Origin of the sequence: Streptomyces sp. NBC_00341 (assembly GCF_041435055.1) — a bacterium.
GTDB lineage: Bacteria > Actinomycetota > Actinomycetes > Streptomycetales > Streptomycetaceae > Streptomyces.
Genome location: NZ_CP108002.1, coordinates 2,242,163 through 2,261,040 on the forward strand (window position 1 = coordinate 2,242,163; position 18,878 = coordinate 2,261,040).

Here is an 18,878-nt window from a genome sequence, read left to right on the forward strand (position 1 = left end):
CTCCCAGCTCACCAACGTGCCGCCAACCGTGTTGCGGTCGTGGCCCGTTCCCCCCGGGAAGATCATCCCGGCAGGACAACCGTACGACGGCCCGGACACGTACTCGGCCCGCCGCCGTGATCCGTCACCAAGGGCGCGCGTAGGCTCATTCCCGGCACAATGCGGCGGCGCCTACGATGCGCCGGGCACGGTCGGCCCGCCCTCTCAGCCAACACAGGCCAACACGGACCGGGCACAGAACTCAACGGAAGCGAGATTTCACCACCGTGACTGCTCTCACTCTCAGCACCTCCGGTGCGGCGACACTGCGCGCCGACGCACTCGTCGTCGGCGTCGCCAAGGGCGACAAGGGCCTGGTCCTCGCACCGGGCGCCGAGGCCGTCGACAAGGCGTTCGGCGGAAAGCTCGCCGCCGTCCTGGAGACCCTGGGCGCCAGTGGTGCCGAGGGCGAACTGACCAAGCTCCCCGCGCCCGACGGCCTGAAGGCCCCGGTCGTCATCGCGGCCGGACTCGGCCCGGTCCCGGACAAGGACGGCGCCTACGACGCCGAGGCGCTGCGCCGGGCCGCGGGCTCCGCCGCCCGCTCGCTCACCGGCTCCAAGAAGGCCGGCTTCGCGCTGCCCATCGGCACCGTCGAGGACGCCGAGGCCATCGCGGAGGGCGCCCTGCTGGGCGCGTACGCCTTCACCGCCTACCAGCGCGGCGAGAACAAGCTCGCCACCAAGGCCTCCAGTGGCGCCAAGCTGCCGCTCGCCGAGGTGGCCGTGCTCGGCGCCAAGCCCCGCGACAAGGCGTTCAAGGCCGCCGCGGAGCGTGCCGTCGCCCTGGTCGAGGAGATCAACCGCGCCCGCGACCTGATCAACACCCCGCCGAACGACCTGTACCCCGAGTCCTTCGCCGCCGTGGCCACCGCCGCCGGCAAGGAGCACGGCGTCAAGGTGCAGGTGCTCGACGAGAAGGCGCTCGTCAAGGGCGGCTACGGCGGCATCCTCGGTGTCGGCCAGGGCGCGTCCCGCGGCCCGCGCCTGGTGAAGCTCGCCTACACGCACCCGAAGGCGGAGAAGACCCTGGCCCTGGTGGGCAAGGGCATCACCTACGACTCGGGCGGCATCTCGCTGAAGCCGGCCGGCCACAACGAGACGATGAAGTGCGACATGGCCGGCGCCGCCGCCGTGTTCGCCTCCGTCGTCGCGGCCGCCCGCCTGGGCCTGCGCGTCAACGTCACCGGCTGGCTGGCGCTGGCGGAGAACATGCCGTCGGGCAACGCCACCCGCCCCGGTGACGTGCTCAACATGTACAGCGGCAAGACCGTCGAGGTGCTCAACACGGACGCCGAGGGCCGTCTGGTCCTGGCCGACGCGCTGACCCGCGCCTCCGAGGAGAAGCCGGACGCGATCGTCGACGTGGCGACCCTGACCGGCGCGATGGTGCTGGCCCTGGGCAACCGCACGTTCGGCATCATGGCCAACGACGACGCCTTCCGCACCTCGATCCACGAGATCGCCGAGGAGGTCGGTGAGGCCTCCTGGCCGATGCCGCTCCCCGCCGACCTGCGCAAGGGCATGGACTCCCCGACCGCCGACATCGCCAACATGGGCGAGCGGATGGGCGGCGGCCTGGTGGCCGGTCTGTTCCTGAAGGAGTTCGTGGGCGAGGGCATCGCCTGGGCGCACCTGGACATCGCCGGTCCCGCCTTCCACGAGGGCGCCCCGTACGGCTACACGCCGAAGGGCGGCACCGGATCCGCGGTCCGCACCCTGGTGAAGCTGGCGGAGCGCACCGCGGCCGGAGACCTCGGCTGAGTACGTAGCTGATGGACGGCCCCGGGCATACGTCCGGGGCCGTCCGTGTTGCACCCACGGCACCGCTGCCGGGTCCGGGCGGGTTTCGCTCTCGACGAAATCAGCCCTCCCTACGCGGCGGTAACCCGCTGGGACGGACCATCGTCCGTCCCAGACCCGGGCCCCGCGTCCCGCCCACCGTCAACAAGTGCGAAGATGGGTTCTCGGCAGGACAGGGCCCCCACCACAGGGCCGAATGACAAAAGCGGCCGCACACCAGCCGACCGGCCGGTCACACCCCGATGACGGGGGCCCGGCGTACGGCGCACATGCATGGAGGACGTGACGTGGCGAACGACGCCAGCACCGTTTTCGACCTAGTGATCCTCGGCGGTGGCAGTGGCGGTTACGCCGCGGCCCTGCGCGGAGCGCAGCTGGGCCTGGACGTCGCTCTGATCGAGAAGGGCAAGGTCGGCGGCACCTGCCTGCACAACGGCTGTATCCCCACGAAGGCCCTGCTGCACGCCGGTGAGATCGCGGACCAGGCGCGCGAGGCCGACCAGTTCGGTGTCAAGGCCACCTTCGAGGGCATCGACATGGAGGCCGTCCACAAGTACAAGGACGACGTGATCTCGGGCCTGTACAAGGGTCTGCAGGGTCTCATCGCCTCCCGCAAGGTGCACTACATCGAGGGTGAGGGACGGCTCTCCTCCCCCACCTCGGTGGACGTGAACGGCCAGCGCATCCAGGGCCGCCACGTGCTCCTGGCGACCGGCTCCGTGCCGAAGTCGCTGCCGGGCCTGGAGATCGACGGCAACCGCGTCATCTCCTCGGACCACGCGCTGAAGCTGGACCGGGTCCCGAAGTCCGCGATCGTGCTGGGCGGCGGCGTCATCGGCGTCGAGTTCGCCTCGGCGTGGAAGTCCTTCGGCACCGACGTCACCATCGTCGAGGGCCTGAAGCACCTGGTCCCGGTCGAGGACGAGAACAGCTCGAAGCTTCTTGAGCGCGCGTTCCGCAAGCGCGGCATCAAGTTCAACCTCGGTACGTTCTTCCAGGGTGTCGAGTACACCCAGGACGGCGTCCGGGTGACCCTCGCCGACGGCAAGACGTTCGAGGCCGAGCTGCTGCTCGTCGCCATCGGCCGCGGCCCCGTCTCGCAGGGCCTCGGGTACGAGGAGGCCGGTGTCGCGATGGACCGCGGCTACGTCCTCGTCGACGAGTACATGCGGACGAACGTCGAGACCATCTCGGCCGTGGGCGACCTGGTCCCGACGCTCCAGCTCGCGCACGTCGGCTTCGCCGAGGGCATCCTCGTCGCGGAGCGGCTGGCCGGTCTGAAGACCGTTCCGATCGACTACGACGGTGTCCCGAAGGTGACGTACTGCCACCCCGAGGTCGCCTCCGTCGGCATCACAGAGGCCAAGGCCAAGGAGCTCTACGGAGCGGACAAGGTCGTCGCCCTCAAGTACAGCCTCGCGGGCAACGGCAAGAGCAAGATCCTCAAGACCGCGGGCGAGATCAAGCTCGTCCAGGTCAAGGACGGTGCCGTGGTCGGCGTCCACATGGTCGGTGACCGTATGGGCGAGCAGGTCGGCGAAGCCCAGCTGATCTACAACTGGGAGGCGCTGCCGGCCGAGGTCGCGCAGCTCATCCACGCCCACCCCACGCAGAACGAGGCGATGGGCGAAGCCCACCTGGCCCTGGCCGGCAAGCCTCTGCACTCCCACGACTGATCAGTCGACGGGCGCGACGACCGACCTACTTCCGCACATTCGTAAGGAGCAACTGAAACCATGTCGGTTTCCGTAACCCTTCCGGCGCTCGGCGAGAGCGTCACCGAGGGCACTGTCACCCGTTGGCTGAAGGCCGAGGGCGAGCGCGTCGAGGCCGACGAGCCGCTGCTCGAGGTATCGACCGACAAGGTCGACACCGAGATCCCGGCTCCCGCCTCCGGCATCCTGGCCTCCATCAAGGTCGCCGAGGACGAGACCGTCGAGGTCGGCGCCGAGCTGGCCACCATCGACGACGGCACCGGTGCCCCGGCCGCCGAGGCGGCTCCGGCCGCCGAGCCCGAGGCCGCCCCGGCACCGGCCGCCGAGGCCCCCGCGGCCGAGGCCCCCGCCGCCGCTCCGGCCCCCGCGGCCGAGGCCCCCGCCGCCGCCCCCGCCGGTGGTGCCTCCGGCACCGACGTCACCCTTCCGGCGCTCGGTGAGAGCGTCACCGAGGGCACCGTCACCCGCTGGCTGAAGGAGGTCGGCGAGGAGGTCACGGAGGACGAGCCCCTCCTCGAGGTCTCCACGGACAAGGTCGACACCGAGATCCCGGCCCCGGTTTCCGGTGTGCTGCTGGAGATCGTCGTCGCCGAGGACGAGACCGCCGAGGTCGGCGCCAAGCTCGCCGTCATCGGTGCTCCCGGTGCCGCTCCGGCTGCCGCTGCCCCGGCTCCGGCTGCTGCCCCGGCTCCGGCCGCTGCCGCTCCGGCTCCGGCCGCGCCGGCAGCTCCCGCCGCTCCGGCTCCGGCCGCGCCGGCTCCCGCTGCCCCGGCCCCGGCTCCGGCGGCTCCCGCGGCACCGGCCGCCGCTCCGGCCCCGGCCGCTCCGGCGCCCGCCGCCGCTGCTCCGGCTCCGGTCACCCCGGCGGCTCCGGCCGCCGCTCCGGCCGCGACCTCCGGGGACGACGGCGCGTACGTCACGCCGCTGGTCCGCAAGCTCGCCGCCGAGAACGGCGTCGACCTGGGCGCAGTCAAGGGCACCGGCGTCGGTGGCCGTATCCGCAAGCAGGACGTCGTCGCCGCCGCGGAGGCCGCCAAGGCCGCCGCCGCCCCGGCCCCCGCCGCCGCTGCTGCTCCGGCCGCCTCCAAGGCGCCGAAGCTGGAGGCCTCTCCGCTGCGCGGTCAGACGGTCAAGATGACCCGCATGCGCAAGGTCATCGGCGAGAACATGATGAAGGCGCTGCACTCGCAGGCCCAGCTGACGACGGTCGTCGAGGTCGACGTCACCAAGCTGATGAAGCTGCGCAACAAGGCGAAGGACGCCTTCGCGGCCCGTGAGGGCGTCAAGCTCTCCCCGATGCCCTTCTACGTCAAGGCCGCCGCCCAGGCGCTGAAGGCCCACCCGGTCGTCAACGCCCGGATCAACGAGGACGAAGGCACGATCACGTACTTCGACTCGGAGAACATCGGCATCGCCGTGGACGCCGAGAAGGGTCTGATGACCCCGGTCATCAAGGGCGCGGGCGACCTCAACATCGCCGGTATCTCGAAGAAGACCGCCGAGCTGGCCGGCAAGGCCCGCGGTGGCGGCCTGACGCCGGACGACATGTCCGGTGCCACCTTCACCATCAGCAACACCGGCTCGCGCGGTGCGCTGTTCGACACCGTCATCGTGCCGCCGAACCAGGCAGCCATCCTGGGCATCGGCGCCACCGTCAAGCGTCCGGCCGTCATCGAGACCGAGGAGGGCACCGTCATCGGTGTCCGCGACATGACGTACCTCGCGCTCTCCTACGACCACCGTCTGGTGGACGGCGCCGACGCCGCCCGCTACCTGACCTCGGTCAAGGCGATCCTGGAGGCCGGTGAGTTCGAGGTCGAGCTCGGCCTCTGAGCACCGCGGTTGTAACCAGCCTCACCAGCGGCGCCCCCGTCCGGAACACTCCCGGGCGGGGGCGCCGCCGTATTGTCTAGACACCACCGGCCGCTCCGGCAGCCGAGTTGGGTGCAGGCAGCACCGGTTTGCCCGAAGGAGCCCCACATGACCCCGCCCGTCGTCCACTCGCTGCGCGAACAGATCCGCGAGCACATCGTGGACGGGATCGTCAGCGGGCGCTGGAAGCCGGGCGAGCGGATCGTGGAGCGGCGCATCGCCACCGAGCTGGAGGTCAGCCAGACGCCCGTGCGCGAGGCGCTGCGGGAGCTGGAGACGCTCCGGCTGATCGAGTCGGCCCCCAACAAGGGCGTCCGGGTCCGCAACCTCACCGCCGCCGATCTGGAGGAGAGCTACCCGGTCCGGGCCGGCCTGGAACAGATCGCGGCGGAGCTGGCGGCCCCGGGGCTGGGCGAGAACTGCTCACGGCTCGCCCCGCACGTCACGGCGCTGTACGAGGCCGACCGGCTCGCCGACGGGGAGGCCCAGGTGCGCCACACGGTCGGCTTCCACCGCGAGCTGGTCCGGGCGGCCGGCAACGCCGTACTGCTGCACACCTGGGAGGGGCTGGGCATCGAGGTGTTCACCGCCCTCTCGATCCGCTGGCTCGGCACGGTGCAGAAGTCGTACGCGGAGGAGCACGAGGCGCTCATCGAGGCGTTCCTGCGCAAGGACCCGGACATCGGCGTGCTGGTCAAGGCGCACGTGCTCGGGTGCGCCCCGCGCGCCTGAGCGGGACGGGCGCAGCGCCGGCCTTGGTGCGCATGTGACATGAGAGGCGCTCACCCGTGCAGACCGGCGCCCCTTTTATGCGCTATATCCCGTCACTGCGTGCCCTGTTCTGCGGCACGCCATGCCACTTTCTCCATATCGAGAAGTTTTGCCTTTCATCCTTTGATCGATCATCGATCGGAGACTTACAGTTCATCCGCGGGCCCACCGGCCCCATCGCCCTGTCCTGCCAGTCAGGGACCTTTCTCCACCCCCCTCCTCACCGGAAGGCGGCGATCATGACCGACCCCGTAGGAAAGCTTCCGAGCGAGCTCGACCAGCTCCCGGACCGCGACCCCGAGGAGACCGCCGAATGGGCGGCCTCCCTGGATGCCGTCACCAAGGCCGCAGGCCCGCACCGCGCCGCATACCTGATGCGCCGCTCGCTCCAGCATGCCGAGGGCGCCGGTCTCGCGCTGCCCAAACTGCTGGAGACCGATTACGTCAACTCCATCCCGACCGCCGCCGAGCCCGCGTTCGACGGCGACCTGGAGATGGAATCGAAGATCACCGCGTGGAACCGCTGGAACGCGGCCGCGATGGTCACCCGGGGCTCCCGGTTCGGCGTCGGCGGCCACATCGCCACCTTCGCCTCCGCGGCCTGGCTGTACGAGACCGGCTTCAACCACTTCTTCCGCGGCAAGGAGGGAGACGGCTCCGGCGACCAGCTCTACATCCAGGGCCACGCCTCCCCCGGCATATACGCCCGCGCCTTCCTGGACGGCCGGCTCAGCGAGCAGCAGCTCGACAACTTCCGCCAGGAGGCGGGCGGCGAGGGTCTGCCCTCCTACCCGCACCCGCGGCGGCTGCCCTGGCTGTGGGAGTTCCCCACCGTCTCGATGGGCCTCGGCCCGCTCTCGGCGATCTACCAGGCGCGCTTCAACCGCTACCTGACCAACCGCAGCATCAAGGACACGTCGAACTCGCACGTCTGGGCCTTCCTGGGCGACGGCGAGATGGACGAGCCCGAGTCGACCGCAGCCCTCGCCCTCGCGGCCCGTGAGCAGCTCGACAACCTGACTTTCGTCATCAACTGCAACCTGCAGCGCCTCGACGGTCCGGTCCGCGCCAACTTCCGCGTGGTCCAGGAGCTGGAGGGCGCGTTCCGCGGTGCCGGCTGGAACGTCGTCAAGACGCTCTGGGGCAACGCCTGGGACGAGCTGTTCCAGCTCGACACCACGGGTGCGCTGGTGCGCCGGCTCCGGGAGGTCCCGGACGCGCAGTTCCAGACGTACGCCACCCGTGACGTCGCCTACATCCGCGAGCACTTCTTCGGCGCCGAGCCCGCGCTCGCCGAGCTGGCGAAGCTGCTCACGGACGCGAAGATCGCGGAGTGCTTCCACACCTCGCGCGGCGGCCACGAGGCCCGCAAGGTGTACGCGGCGTACCGGGCGGCCCTGGAGCACAAGGGTGCTCCGACGGTGATCCTGGCGCAGACGGTGAAGGGCTACACGCTCGGCTCCGGCTTCGAGTCGCGCAACGCCAACCACCAGATGAAGAAGCTCGACGGCAAGCAGTTCCGCGCCATGCGCGATCTGCTGGAGCTGCCGATCCCGGACTCGAAGCTGGACGAGGGCCTGGTGCCGTACGGCCACCCGGGCGCCGACTCCCCCGAGGTCCGCTACCTCCAGGAGCGCCGTGCCGCCCTCGGCGGCCCCGCCCCGGCCCGCCGGGTGCACGCGGTGGCGCTGCCCGCGCCCGAGGAGCGCGCGTTCGCCGCGCTGAAGAAGGGCTCCGGCAAGCAGGAGCTGGCCACCACGATGGCCTTCGTCCGGCTCGCCAAGGACCTGATGCGGGACAAGGAGACCGGCAAGCGCTGGGTTCCGATCGTCCCCGACGAGGCCCGCACCTTCGGTATGGAGGCGCTGTTCCCGTCGGCCGGCATCTACTCGCCGCTGGGCCAGACGTACGACCCGGTCGACCGCGACCAGCTGATGTACTACAAGGAAGCCAAGGACGGCCAGGTCCTCAACGAGGGCATCACAGAGGCCGGCGCGATGGCCGACTTCATCGCCGCGTCCACGTCGTACGCGACGCACGGCGAGCCGATGATCCCGTTCTACATCTTCTACTCGATGTTCGGCTGGCAGCGTACGGGCGACCAGTTCTGGCAGCTGGGCGACCAGCTCGGCCGTGGCTTCGTGGTCGGTGCCACGGCGGGCCGTACGACCCTGACGGGTGAGGGCCTCCAGCACGCGGACGGGCACTCGCACCTGATCGCGTCCACGAACCCGGCGTCGCTCAACTACGACCCGGCGTTCGCGTACGAGATCGCGGTGATCGTCCAGGACGGTCTGCGCCGGATGTACGGCCCCGAGGCCGAGAACGTCTTCTACTACCTGACGGTCTACAACGAGCCGAAGCCGCAGCCCGCGATGCCGGAAGGCGTCGAGGAGGGCATCGTCAAGGGCCTCTACCGGTTCAAGGAGGGCACGCCCGCGAAGGCGGACGCGCCGCGCCTCCAGCTGATGGCGTCCGGTACGGCGATCCACTGGGCCCTGGAGGCCCAGGAGCTGCTGGCCGCGGACTGGGGTGTCACGGCCGACGTCTGGTCCGCCACCTCGTGGGGCGAGCTGCGCCGCGACGCGCTGGAGTGCGACGAGGCGCTGCTCCGCGGTGAGCAGCGGACGCCGTACGTGACCCAGGCGCTGGAAGGCGCACCGGGTCCGGTCCTCGCGGTCAGCGACTGGATGCGCGCGGTGCCGGACCAGATCAGCCAGTGGGTGGAGCAGGACTGGTCCTCGCTCGGTACGGACGGCTTCGGCCTCTCCGACACCCGCGAGGCGGCCCGCCGCCACTTCGGCGTGGACGCGCAGTCGGTCACCGTCGCGGCACTGGCCCAGCTGGCCCGTCGCGGCGAGGTGCCGGCGTCTGCGGTCAAGGACGCGCGCGAGCGGTACGGGCTCTGACGGCCCGGAGGACGGGGCGCGGGCCCACCCTGCTCCCCGTCCTCCGTTTCTTCCAGCCCGTCCGGCAGAGGCTCTGTCCTCAATCGCCGGACGGGCTTGTTTTCTGCGGGGTTCTCCGGCCTGAGGCCTTGTCCTCAATCGCCGGACGGGCTTGATTTCTGCGGGATTCCCCGACCTGAGGCCTTGTCCTCAATCGCCGGACGGGCTTGATTTCTGCGGGATTCCCCGACCTGAGGCCTTGTCCTCAATCGCCGGACGGGCTTGATGTGCCTGCCGAGCGATTTCATGCGCGGCAGGGCGCACCCCCAGCCCGTCCGGCGATTGAGGACAGCTTTTGAGCCCGGCCGGCGTTTGAGGCCTCATTTCAAGCCCGGCCGGCGTTTGAGGCCACGTTCCAAGCCGGCCGGCGATTGAGGCCACCCGTCAAGCCCGGCCGGCGTTTGAGGCCACACTTCAAGCCCGGCCGACGCTTGAGGCCAAACCCAGCCCGGCCGGCGATTGAGGCCGCCCAGGCGCGCCGGGCCGCAGGCACACGTACCCCTCACCGCGGCCACAATGGCCGCATGCGTGCTGCCCGGCTCATCAGAATGGTGCTGCTCCTGCAGCACCGCCCCGCCATGACCGCCGCCGAGCTGGCCCAGGAACTGGAGGTGTCGGAGCGGACCGTCACCCGGGACGCCCAGGCGCTCTCCGAGGCCGGGATCCCGGTCTACGCGGAGCGGGGGCGGGCGGGCGGGTACCGGCTCGTCGGCGGGTACCGCACCGGACTCACCGGGCTCGCCCGTGACGAGGCCGAGGCGCTCTTCCTCTCCGGGCTGCCCTCCGCGCTGCGCGAGATGGGGCTGGCGGACGCCGGGGACGCCGCCCGGCTGAAGGTGTCGGCGGCCCTGCTGCCCTCCCTGCGGGACGCCTCGGCCGGGGTCAGCCGCCGCTTCCACCTGGACGCACCCGGCTGGTACCGGGAACCGGTCACCCCCGAGCTGCTGCCCGCCGTCGCCGAGGCGGTCCGGGACGACCGGACGGTGCTGGCGCGCTACCGGCGGCCCGGCCGGGACACCGAGGTGGAGCGGGAGCTGTCGCCGTACGGACTCGTGCTCAAGGCCGGGGTCTGGTACCTCTGCGCCCGCGCGGCGGACGACTTCCGGGTCTACCGGATCGACAGGTTCACGGCCGTCACCGTCTCTGACACCCGGTTCGTCCGGGACGAGAGCTTCGACCTGCCGGGGTTCTGGGACGAGCGCGCGGCGCAGTTCGCCCGGTCGATCCTGCGTACCGAGGTGACGCTGCGCCTCTCGGAGGCCGCGGCCGCCCGGCTGCCGCACACCGTGGACCGGGCCGCCGCCCACGACGCCCTGGCCGCGGCAGGCCCGCCGGGGCCCGACGGCTGGGTCACGGTCACTCTGCCGGTCGAGTCCCTGGATGTCGCGTACGGCCAGCTGCTCTCCCTGGGACCGGAGTTGGAGGTCCTGGAACCGGATGGGCTGCGGACCCGGTTCGCCGTCGCCGCCGAACGGCTGCACTCGCTCTACCGGCGGCCCCGGTAACGATCACCCCTGCGGTGGAGACCGTAAGGCTTCATTTCGGTGTCTCCGCGTGCATCGCCCGCCGCCAGGGCAGATGCTGGACCCGTGATGGACGAGACTGAATTCTGGGAGATCGTCGACAGCACCCGCGAGGCTGCTGACGGCGACCCCGAGGACCACGCCGATCTGCTGGTCGAACGGCTGGTGCAGCTCGATCCCGATTCCGTGCTGGACTTCGCCCGGCACTTCGAGGCCCGCTACAACCGCGCCTACCGCTGGGAGCTGTGGGGCGCCGCCGCCGTACTGCTCGGCGGGGCGAGCGACGACGCCTTCGACTACTTCCGCTGCTGGCTGATCGGTCAGGGCCGGGAGGTCTTCGAGGGCGCCGTACACGATCCGGACAGCCTCGCCGAGCTCCTCGACGACTTCGACGAGGAGCTGGACGGGGACGCGGAGGAGCTGGGCTACGCCGCCGACGAGGCGTACGAGCAGCTCACCGGGGTGGTCACGCCGGACCTCGGGCTGCCGCCCCAGCCCGCAGAGCCGGAGGGCATCCCGTTCAGCCTTGAGGACCACGCGGCCCTGGCCGAGCGCTTCCCGTCGCTCCAGGAGCGGTTCGGCGGCGTCTGAGCCCCACCGCCCCCGGGCCCCGGGTCCTGCCCAGCCCTCCCGCCCCGGTCAGTAGTGGGTGCCGCCGTCGATGCGGATCTCCGTACCGGTGATGAACGCGCCGTCCTGCGAGCCGAGCATCGCGACGACGCCCGCCACGGTGTCCGGGCTGGCGAAGCCCTCACCCAGGGCGGGGGACAGCTTCGCGAAGAGGGACATGTCGGCGTCGGCCGGGAGCCCCGGTCCGTTGCCGCTGGTCATGTCGGACGAGATCGAGCCGGGCGCGACGGCGGCGAACCGCAGCCCCTGCTTGCTGTACTCGGCGGCCAGCGCGTGGGTCATCGACTGGATGCCGCCCTTGCTCGCCGCGTAGGCGGACATGTAGGGGTGCGCGAAGCTCGCGGACGTCGAGGAGAAGTTCACGACGGCCGGACTGTCGCCCGCGAGCAGGGCCGGTATCGCCTCGCGGATCATCAGGAAGGTGCCGGTGAGGTTGACCGCGATGACCTTGTTGAAGAACTCCAGCGAGGTCTTGTGCGTGTGCTCGGAGCGCAGGATGCCCGCGGCGTTGACCAGCACGTCCAGCCCGCCGAGGGTGGCCACGGCGGCGGCGACACCGGTCCGCACGGCGGTCTCGTCCGAGATGTCCAGGACGGTGGTGGTGAGGCGCTCCGCGGTGCCGTCCGCCACGGCCTTGGCGTACGTGGCCTTCAGCCCCGCCTCGCTGACGTCGGCGGCGACCACGAGACCGCCCTCCGCGAGGACGCGGTGGACGGTGGCCCGTCCGATGCCGGAGCCCGCGCCGGTGATGAGTACGCGTCGGCGTTCGTAGCGGTTCATATGAGGTCTCCCGATCTCGAATCCCCCGATGACGATCTCTTTCACTGTCCACCGTACGCCTATGTGGCACGTTTTGCCATGACGGCATTTAGTGCACTCGTTCGATGCGATCCGGGCCCGGCCGGGGTAATCTGCGGGGAATGAACCCGCCGCAGCCGTCACTCACCGAACGCCGCAAGGCCGCGACCCAGCTGGACATCGCGCGCGCGGCCGCCGCGCTCTTCGCCGAGCGCGGCCCCGACGGCACCACCGCGGAGGACATCGCCCACCGGGCGGGCGTCGCGCTGCGCACCTTCTACCGCTACTTCCGCTCGAAGCAGGACGCGGTGGGGCCGCTGCTCACCGGCGGCGCCGAACGCTGGCAGGCACTGCTCGAAGCGGCGGAGCCGGGCGCACCGTTCGCCGGGGTCCTGGAGCGGGCGGTGACGGAGGCGCTCAGCCCCGGGGACGAGTACGCCGCGGAGCAGCTCGGCCAGACCCGCGGGCTGCTGCGGGCGGCGCAGGACGATCCGGCGCTGCGAGCCGTCTGGTACCGGGTCAACCAGGACTCGGAGGAGCGGCTGCTGCCGGTGCTGACCCGGCTGGCGGGCGACGCGGCGGACCCCCTGGAGATCCGGCTCGCCGCGGCCGCCGCCACGGACGCGGTACGGGTCGCCCTGGAGACCTGGGCGGGCACGGACGCCCCGGCGGCCGGGGCCGGCTCCCCCGCAGACCTCGCGGTGCGCTGCCTGCACGAACTCACCGGCGGAATGCGGCTGTTCAAGGACTGACCGAGCGCAGGGACCGGCTCAAGGGACTCAAGGAGCTCAAGGAGCTCAGGGCGCGAGCGAGCGCCCCATCAGCACGTCGTCGACATAGCGTCCGGCCAGGAAGAACTCACCGGGAAGCACCCCCTCGACGACGAACCCCTCAGAGGCGTACAGCGCCCGCGCGGGCGCGTTGTGCCCGAGCACCCGCAGGGTCATGCGGTTCGCGCCCTGGTCGCGCGCCGCCGCCATCGCCGCCCGCAGCAGCGCCCTTGCGATCCCCCGGCCGCGCGCCCAGTCGGCCACGGCCAGGCCCTGTATCTGGCGTACGTGCGTGTTGCAGGCCAGCGGGGTCGGCGGGACCAGCCTGGTGTACCCGGCCAGCCGCGTCCCGCCCGTCGCGTCCCGCGCCTCGGCCACCAGGAAGTCCGGCGGCCGGTGGTTCTCGTCGAAGAACGGGGCGTACGGGGGCTGCGGCCGGGGCGACACGGCGTGCAGCGTCGACCAGGTGGCGCGGTCCAGTTCACCGAGCGCGGCTTCGTCGGAGAGGACCGAGGGACGGACGGAGTGGGCCGGGTGCGTATGAATCTCGGACATGCGCGCAACTGTGCCACGCCCCCTTCGGCCCGTCCGGTACGGCAGGATGGCCCCATGCCGCACTCCCGTATCGCTGTCACCGGATCGACCGGACTCATCGGAGCGGCCCTGGTGCGCTCCCTGCGCACCGACGGGCACGAGGTGGTCCGGCTGGTCCGGCACCCCGCCCGGTCGGGCGACGAGGTGGAGTGGGACCCGAAACGGAGCTACGTCGACGTGGCCGGACTGGTGGGCTGCGACGCCGTCGTCCATCTCGCCGGGGCCGGGGTGGGCGACCACCGCTGGACCGAGTCGTACAAGCGTGAGATCCGGGACAGCCGGGTGCTGGGCACCGCAGCGATCGCGGAGGCCGTCGCCTCGCTCGACACCCCGCCGAAGGTGCTCCTGGCCGGTTCCGCGATCGGCTTCTACGGCGACACCGGTGACCGGGCGGTCGACGAGAGCGCGCCGCCCGGCGACGGGTTCCTGCCGTCGGTGTGCGTGGAGTGGGAAGAGGCCACGGCCGCCGCGCAGGAGGCGGGGGTGCGGACCGCGCACGCCCGCACCGGACTGGTCGTCGCTCGGGAGGGCGGGGCCTGGGGCCGGCTCTTCCCGCTCTTCCGCGCGGGGCTCGGCGGGCGGCTGGGCGACGGGCGGCAGTACTGGAGCTTCATCGCGCTGCACGACCACATCGCGGCCCTGCGGCACATCCTCGACACCCCCGAGCTGTCCGGCGCGGTGAACCTGACCGGCCCCGACCCCGTCACCAACGGCGAGGTGACGGCGGCGATGGGCCGGGTGCTGCGCCGGCCGACCCTGTTCACCGCGCCCGCGCCCGCGCTGCGGATCGCCCTGGGCGAATTCGCCGGGGATGTGCTGGGCAGTCAGCGGGTGCTGCCGGGGCGGCTGCTGGACACGGGGTTCTCGTTCGCCTTCCCCGGGATCGACGCCGCCATCCGCGCGGCACTGCGCTGATCCGGCCCTCCGCGCACCACGGCGACGGGTCCGCCACCACCCCCGGCCGACTCGGATCCCGGGCCCCGGAAGCCCCAACGACGCCAGGAACCCCACCCGTAGTCGGATTCAGACGGATGTGCGACCCCGTGCACCGGTGCCCCGGTGCGCGCGACTGCGCCGATAACCGGCCGCACTCCTAGCCTCATGGCGAACTCGCGCATTTCGGTGGCCTGTTGAGGGCACAACCCTCCCACCAATCGCGCCGACTCGGGGAGGGCACGTGCTCAGCACGGCACACCACGCGGACGTCGTCATCATCGGGGCCGGGATCGCCGGCCTGGCAGCGGCTCACCAGCTGACCAGCGCGGGAGTGAGCGTCAGCGTCCTGGAGGCCGGCCCCCGGGTCGGCGGCCGGATGATGACGGAGGAGGTCGACGGGTTCCGGCTCGACCTCCTCGGCCCGCTCCTCAACACCTCCTATCCGGAGCTGTACGCGGCCCCGGGACTGGACGATCTCGTCCTGCGGAACTTCGCCCCCGGCGTGCTCGTCCACAGCGAGGGCCGCCGCCACCGCACCGGTGAGATACGGAGCGCCCGGGGCGCGCGCAATGCCCGCGGCGCGCTCAAGGCGGCGCGCGCGCTCGCGAGTGCCCCCAGGGCGCCGCTCGGCGGGGCCATCACCGGGGCCATGGGCGGCGCGATAGACCAGGCCAGGCTCGGCGCGGCACTGTCCCGGCTGGCCGCCACCCCCCGGGCGCGGGTGCTGGCCCGGCCCGAACGGACCGCGCTGGAAGCCCTGTCCGGCCGCGGCCTGTCCTCCCGTACGCTCAACGGCTTCGTGCGCCCGCTGCTCACCGCGCTGCTCAGCGACCCCGGACTCAGCACGTCCAGCCGGTGCGCCGATCTGGCCCTGCGCAGCTACGCGAGCGGCAGGCTCTGCGTGCCGTCGGGGGGTTCGGGCACGCTGCCCGAGCTGCTGGCGGCGGCGCTGCCGCCCGGCACGGTACGGACGGGCGTCCATGTCACGGCCGCCGACATCACCTCGGTGCGCACCAAGGAGCACGGCGAACTGGGCTGCCGCTCCCTGCTGCTGGCCACCGGCGCGGGCGCCGCCGCCGAACTGCTGCCCGGTCTGCGGGTGCCGTCCTTCCATCCGGTGACGGTGCTTCACCACACCGCCCCGGCTCCCCCGCAGACCGGCGCGTCCCTGGTGCTGGATGCCGACCGCTCGGGCCCGGTCGCGCACACCGCGGTGATGAGCGAGGTCGACCCCGCCCGTGCCCCGCACGGCCGGACGCTGGTCAGCTCGACGGTGCTCGGCACCCCGCCGCCCGATCTGGACCGCGCGGTCCTGGCCCATCTGGCCGTGCTGCACGGCACACCGACGGACGACTGGGAGTTGCTGGCCGTCCACCACGACCCGGAGGCGGTGCCCGCCATGGCGGCCCCGCACGACCCCCACCGCCCGGTCCGGCTGCTCGCGGGGCTGTACGTCTGCGGCGACCACCGCGACACGAGTACGGTCCAGGGGGCGCTGTCCTCGGCCCGCCGCGCGGCCGGGGCGATCCTCACCGACCTGGGCGTACGGCCGGGCCGCACAAGCGCCACCGCGTTCCCGGAGGCGGCGTAGGCCGTGTCCGCGAGGGCGCCGGCCTCAGCCGAGTGCGGCGACCCGCTCCCGGTACCCGCGTACCGGGGCGGCGTCCCGGAACGGTTCGAGCCGGCGCTCGAAGTCGCGTACGTACTCGGTGGCGCGCACCGAGCGCATCTCGGTGGCCTGCTGAGCGGCCTCCGCGCCCAGTCGGCAGGCCTGGTCGAGCTCCCCCAGCCCGAGCCGGGCGGAGGCCAGCACCACCCGGCAGAACAGCCGGCTGCGGGCGTACCCGGGGGCGCGCAGCTGTAGCGAGCGCTCCGCGTGCTGCGCGGCGGCCCGGTACTGCTGGAGGTCCCGGTGGCAGTGCCCGAACTCGTCGGCGAGCTGGGCCTCGTCGAAGTAGCGCGCCCAGTGCGGCACTTCGTCCCCCGGGCGCGATACCTCCAGCGCGCGCTCGGCCCGCGCCAGTGAGGCCACGCAGGCCTTGGCCTCCCCGAGGACGCCGTGCCCGCGCGCCTCGACCGCGTGCAGCAGGGCCAGTACCACGTTCGGCGCCGCCGAGCCGATGCCCTGCTGGGCCACCCGCGCCAGCTGCACCGCTTCCCTGCCGTGTCCGAGGTAGACGGCCTGCCTGCTCATGGTGATCAGGACGTAGCTGCCGTAGGCCCGGTCCCCGGCGGCCTGGGCCAGGCGTAAGGACTGCACGAAGTACCGCTGGGCGAGCCCGTGCGCGGCGATGTCGTACGAGGTCCAGCCCGCGAGGCGGGTCAGATCGGCGGCGGCGGCGAACAGCCGTCGGCCGGTGGCCTCGCCGTAGGTGCCGCGCAGCATCGGTTCCGTCTCGTGCTCCAGGTACCGCACCAGGGCCTGGCGGGCATGGCCGCCGCCGTAGGCGTTGTCGAGGGTGCGGAAGAGTTCGGCGACCGACCGGAGAGCGGCGACGTCGCCGCTGCTGACCTTCTGGCCGGAGCCCCGTTCCGTCTGCCGCTGCCGGGGCACGCCGGGGACACCCGGGGCGTGCGGTGTCCCCGGCGTCCCCGGCGGGACGAGGGCTCCCGGAAGCCCGTGGGCCCCGGGTGTGCCGGACGGCCGGACCGGGGCGGGCCCCCGGGGACCGGGCCTGCCGCCGGGACCGGGAACCCCGCCCTGCTCGGGCACCGCGCCGAGACCGCCACCGGGGTGCCCGTTCACGCCGTAGCCGCCGTAGCCGCCGTTCGGTCCGGACGTTCCACGCGAGCCGCCGGGTGCCTGGGTGCCGGGGATCCGGCCGGCCGGGCCGGTACCGGGAGCACCACCGGCCCTCACCGGTCCGCCGGCCGCCCCCACGGCCGCTCCGGGCTCGACGCCGCGCGCCACCCACTCGTCCGCCCGGCCGATCAGCCAGTCCCGGCTGGGGACGACCAGGCCTGCCGGGGTGAAGGCGATCTTCCGCAGCTCCGCATGGCTGCCGGAGTCCTTCCGCCACAGCCCGCTGACGATGTCGACCGCCTCTGCGGGGGTGGCGGCGAACTCCAGGCCCGCGTAGACCGGGGCGCAGGCGTCGAGGCCCAGGTCCTGGGCGGAGAGTCTGCGCCCCAGCCGCCGGGTGAAGACCTCCGCGATCAGTGCCGGGGTGGTCCCGCGCGGCTGCTGTCCGCGCAGCCAGCGGGTCACGGAGGTCTTGTCGTACCGCAGGTCCAGGCCGTGTTCGAGGCCGAGCTGGTCCACCCGGCGGGCGAGGCCGGCGTTGGAGAACCCGGCTTCGGTGATGAGCGAGGCGAGTCGGCGGTTGGGCGTGCGCTGCGGAGGTCGATCCGACATCAGCTGTACGGTCTCCTGCCTTCGGGGCCGGGCGGGCAGCCCTTATGGAACGGCGCGAATTTAGCGGCCTCCGGGGCGACCTCGGCCACCTTCGCTTCACTTTCATCCGATCGTGTGAGGATTGCGGAGAAGCTGACGAGAACCACCTGCCCGGTCGGCACCCGAACGCCGGTCGTACAGTTGCGGGTGGCGCGATTCGGTGCATGGTGACGTGGCGCGGGGACACTTCCCGGCTTCCGGCACCGCAAGGAGAAAGGCTGCTGCCGTGACTGAGCTTCGGTTCGTCCGTCTGGGATTCGGCGAGGAATCCGTCGACTACCGGGAGGCCTGGCAGAAGCAGCGCGAGGTGCACGCGGCGCGGTTCGAGGACACCGTCCCCGACACCTGCCTGCTGCTGGAGCACCCGCCCGTCTACACGGCGGGCCGGCGCACGCTCGACAGCGAGCGCCCCCTGGACGGCACGCCGGTCATCGACGTGGACCGGGGCGGCAAGATCACCTGGCACGGGCCGGGCCAGCTGGTCGGCTACCCCATCCAGAAGCTGCCGCGCCCGGTGGACGTCGTCGCGCACGTCCGCCGCCTGGAGGACGCGCTGATCCGCACGGCGGCCGATTTCGGGGTGGCGACCAGCCGGGTCGAGGGCCGCAGCGGCGTCTGGGTGCTCGGGGACCCGGTCGAGGAGCGTCCGGCGATCGGCGGCCTCTCCCTGGACTTCGACCCCAGGCTCCAGGACGAGGAGTTCGACGCCCGGCTGAACGGCCCCGAGTACGCCCCGTCCAACGCCGGACAGCGCCGCGAGGACCGCAAGCTTGCCGCGATCGGCATCCGGGTCGCCAAGGGCGTGACGATGCACGGTTTCGCGCTCAACGTGAACCCGGACAACACCTCCTTCGACCGGATCGTGCCGTGCGGCATCCGGGACGCGGGCGTCACCTCACTGGCGTACGAGCTGGGCCGCGATCTCACGATCACGGACGTGCTCCCGGTCGTCGAGAAGCACCTGCGGGACGTCCTGGAGAACGCCGAACTCGCTCCGCGCGTCATCGAGCGCCCTGTCGATGCCGTGGCCACGGCGTGACGCTCGGAACACGGCACCGGGAATAGGCCCTGCCGGCCACGGGTTGG

Annotated in this window: 14 protein-coding genes; 11 read left to right on the top strand and 3 right to left on the bottom strand. The window is 72.2% G+C overall.

Going from position 1 to position 18,878, the window contains the following annotated elements; all coding sequences use genetic code 11:
• Window positions 1-266 precede the first annotated feature (266 nt).
• The 7 genes from OG892_RS09980 to OG892_RS10010 all read left to right on the top strand — a co-directional run bounded on the left by OG892_RS09980 (window position 267) and on the right by OG892_RS10010 (window position 11,261).
• Window positions 267-1,802, top strand: coding sequence for a leucyl aminopeptidase (locus OG892_RS09980; RefSeq protein WP_328867324.1), 1,536 nt, complete (start codon window positions 267-269; stop codon window positions 1,800-1,802).
• A 326-nt stretch (window positions 1,803-2,128) separates the two neighbouring features.
• Window positions 2,129-3,517: a dihydrolipoyl dehydrogenase gene (lpdA, locus tag OG892_RS09985; RefSeq protein ID WP_073735617.1), complete on the top strand. Its 1,389-nt coding sequence runs from the start codon at window positions 2,129-2,131 to the stop codon at window positions 3,515-3,517.
• A gap of 60 nt (window positions 3,518-3,577) precedes the next feature.
• Complete coding sequence (gene sucB / locus OG892_RS09990; RefSeq protein ID WP_371628936.1) at window positions 3,578-5,389, top strand: 2-oxoglutarate dehydrogenase, E2 component, dihydrolipoamide succinyltransferase; 1,812 nt, start codon at window positions 3,578-3,580, stop codon at window positions 5,387-5,389.
• Window positions 5,390-5,536: 147 nt separating this feature from the next.
• Window positions 5,537-6,160, top strand: coding sequence for a GntR family transcriptional regulator (locus OG892_RS09995; RefSeq protein ID WP_073735619.1), 624 nt, complete (start codon window positions 5,537-5,539; stop codon window positions 6,158-6,160).
• A 278-nt stretch (window positions 6,161-6,438) separates the two neighbouring features.
• Complete coding sequence (aceE, locus tag OG892_RS10000; RefSeq protein ID WP_073735620.1) at window positions 6,439-9,108, top strand: pyruvate dehydrogenase (acetyl-transferring), homodimeric type; 2,670 nt, start codon at window positions 6,439-6,441, stop codon at window positions 9,106-9,108.
• Window positions 9,109-9,671: 563 nt separating this feature from the next.
• Entirely contained in the window at window positions 9,672-10,652 is a 981-nt protein-coding gene (locus OG892_RS10005; protein ID WP_073735660.1) for a YafY family protein, read from the top strand.
• An 87-nt stretch (window positions 10,653-10,739) separates the two neighbouring features.
• Window positions 10,740-11,261 carry a DUF4240 domain-containing protein gene (locus OG892_RS10010; RefSeq protein WP_073735661.1) on the top strand — a complete coding sequence of 174 codons (522 nt, stop codon included), beginning with the start codon at window positions 10,740-10,742 and terminating at the stop codon, window positions 11,259-11,261.
• 48 nt (window positions 11,262-11,309) lie between these two features.
• Here the strand turns inward: OG892_RS10010 and OG892_RS10015 are convergent, their stop codons facing one another.
• The gene (locus OG892_RS10015) at window positions 11,310-12,080 is read right to left on the bottom strand and encodes an SDR family NAD(P)-dependent oxidoreductase (protein ID WP_371628937.1); all 771 of its coding nucleotides are present in this window, start codon (window positions 12,078-12,080) and stop codon (window positions 11,310-11,312) included.
• A 140-nt stretch (window positions 12,081-12,220) separates the two neighbouring features.
• Between OG892_RS10015 and OG892_RS10020 the strand changes: the two genes are divergently transcribed.
• Complete coding sequence (locus OG892_RS10020; RefSeq protein ID WP_073735663.1) at window positions 12,221-12,850, top strand: TetR/AcrR family transcriptional regulator; 630 nt, start codon at window positions 12,221-12,223, stop codon at window positions 12,848-12,850.
• Window positions 12,851-12,895: 45 nt separating this feature from the next.
• Here OG892_RS10020 and OG892_RS10025 read toward each other — a convergent pair whose 3' ends face one another.
• Window positions 12,896-13,423 (bottom strand): N-acetyltransferase family protein, encoded by a 528-nt coding sequence (locus OG892_RS10025; protein ID WP_371628938.1) that lies wholly within the window; start codon window positions 13,421-13,423, stop codon window positions 12,896-12,898.
• 54 nt (window positions 13,424-13,477) lie between these two features.
• Here OG892_RS10025 and OG892_RS10030 point away from each other — a divergent pair, with 54 nt between their 5' ends.
• Window positions 13,478-14,377, top strand: a complete 900-nt coding sequence (locus OG892_RS10030; protein WP_073735665.1) for a TIGR01777 family oxidoreductase — start codon at window positions 13,478-13,480, stop codon at window positions 14,375-14,377.
• A 262-nt stretch (window positions 14,378-14,639) separates the two neighbouring features.
• Window positions 14,640-15,989 (top strand): NAD(P)/FAD-dependent oxidoreductase, encoded by a 1,350-nt coding sequence (locus OG892_RS10035; protein ID WP_073735666.1) that lies wholly within the window; start codon window positions 14,640-14,642, stop codon window positions 15,987-15,989.
• A 24-nt stretch (window positions 15,990-16,013) separates the two neighbouring features.
• On the opposite strand, the gene OG892_RS10040 is transcribed toward OG892_RS10035, so the two are convergent.
• Window positions 16,014-17,753: a regulator gene (locus tag OG892_RS10040; RefSeq protein ID WP_371628939.1), complete on the bottom strand. Its 1,740-nt coding sequence runs from the start codon at window positions 17,751-17,753 to the stop codon at window positions 16,014-16,016.
• Between the two features lie 265 nt (window positions 17,754-18,018).
• Between OG892_RS10040 and lipB the strand changes: the two genes are divergently transcribed.
• Window positions 18,019-18,831 (top strand): lipoyl(octanoyl) transferase LipB, encoded by an 813-nt coding sequence (gene lipB / locus OG892_RS10045; protein WP_328867319.1) that lies wholly within the window; start codon window positions 18,019-18,021, stop codon window positions 18,829-18,831.
• Window positions 18,832-18,878 lie beyond the last annotated feature (47 nt).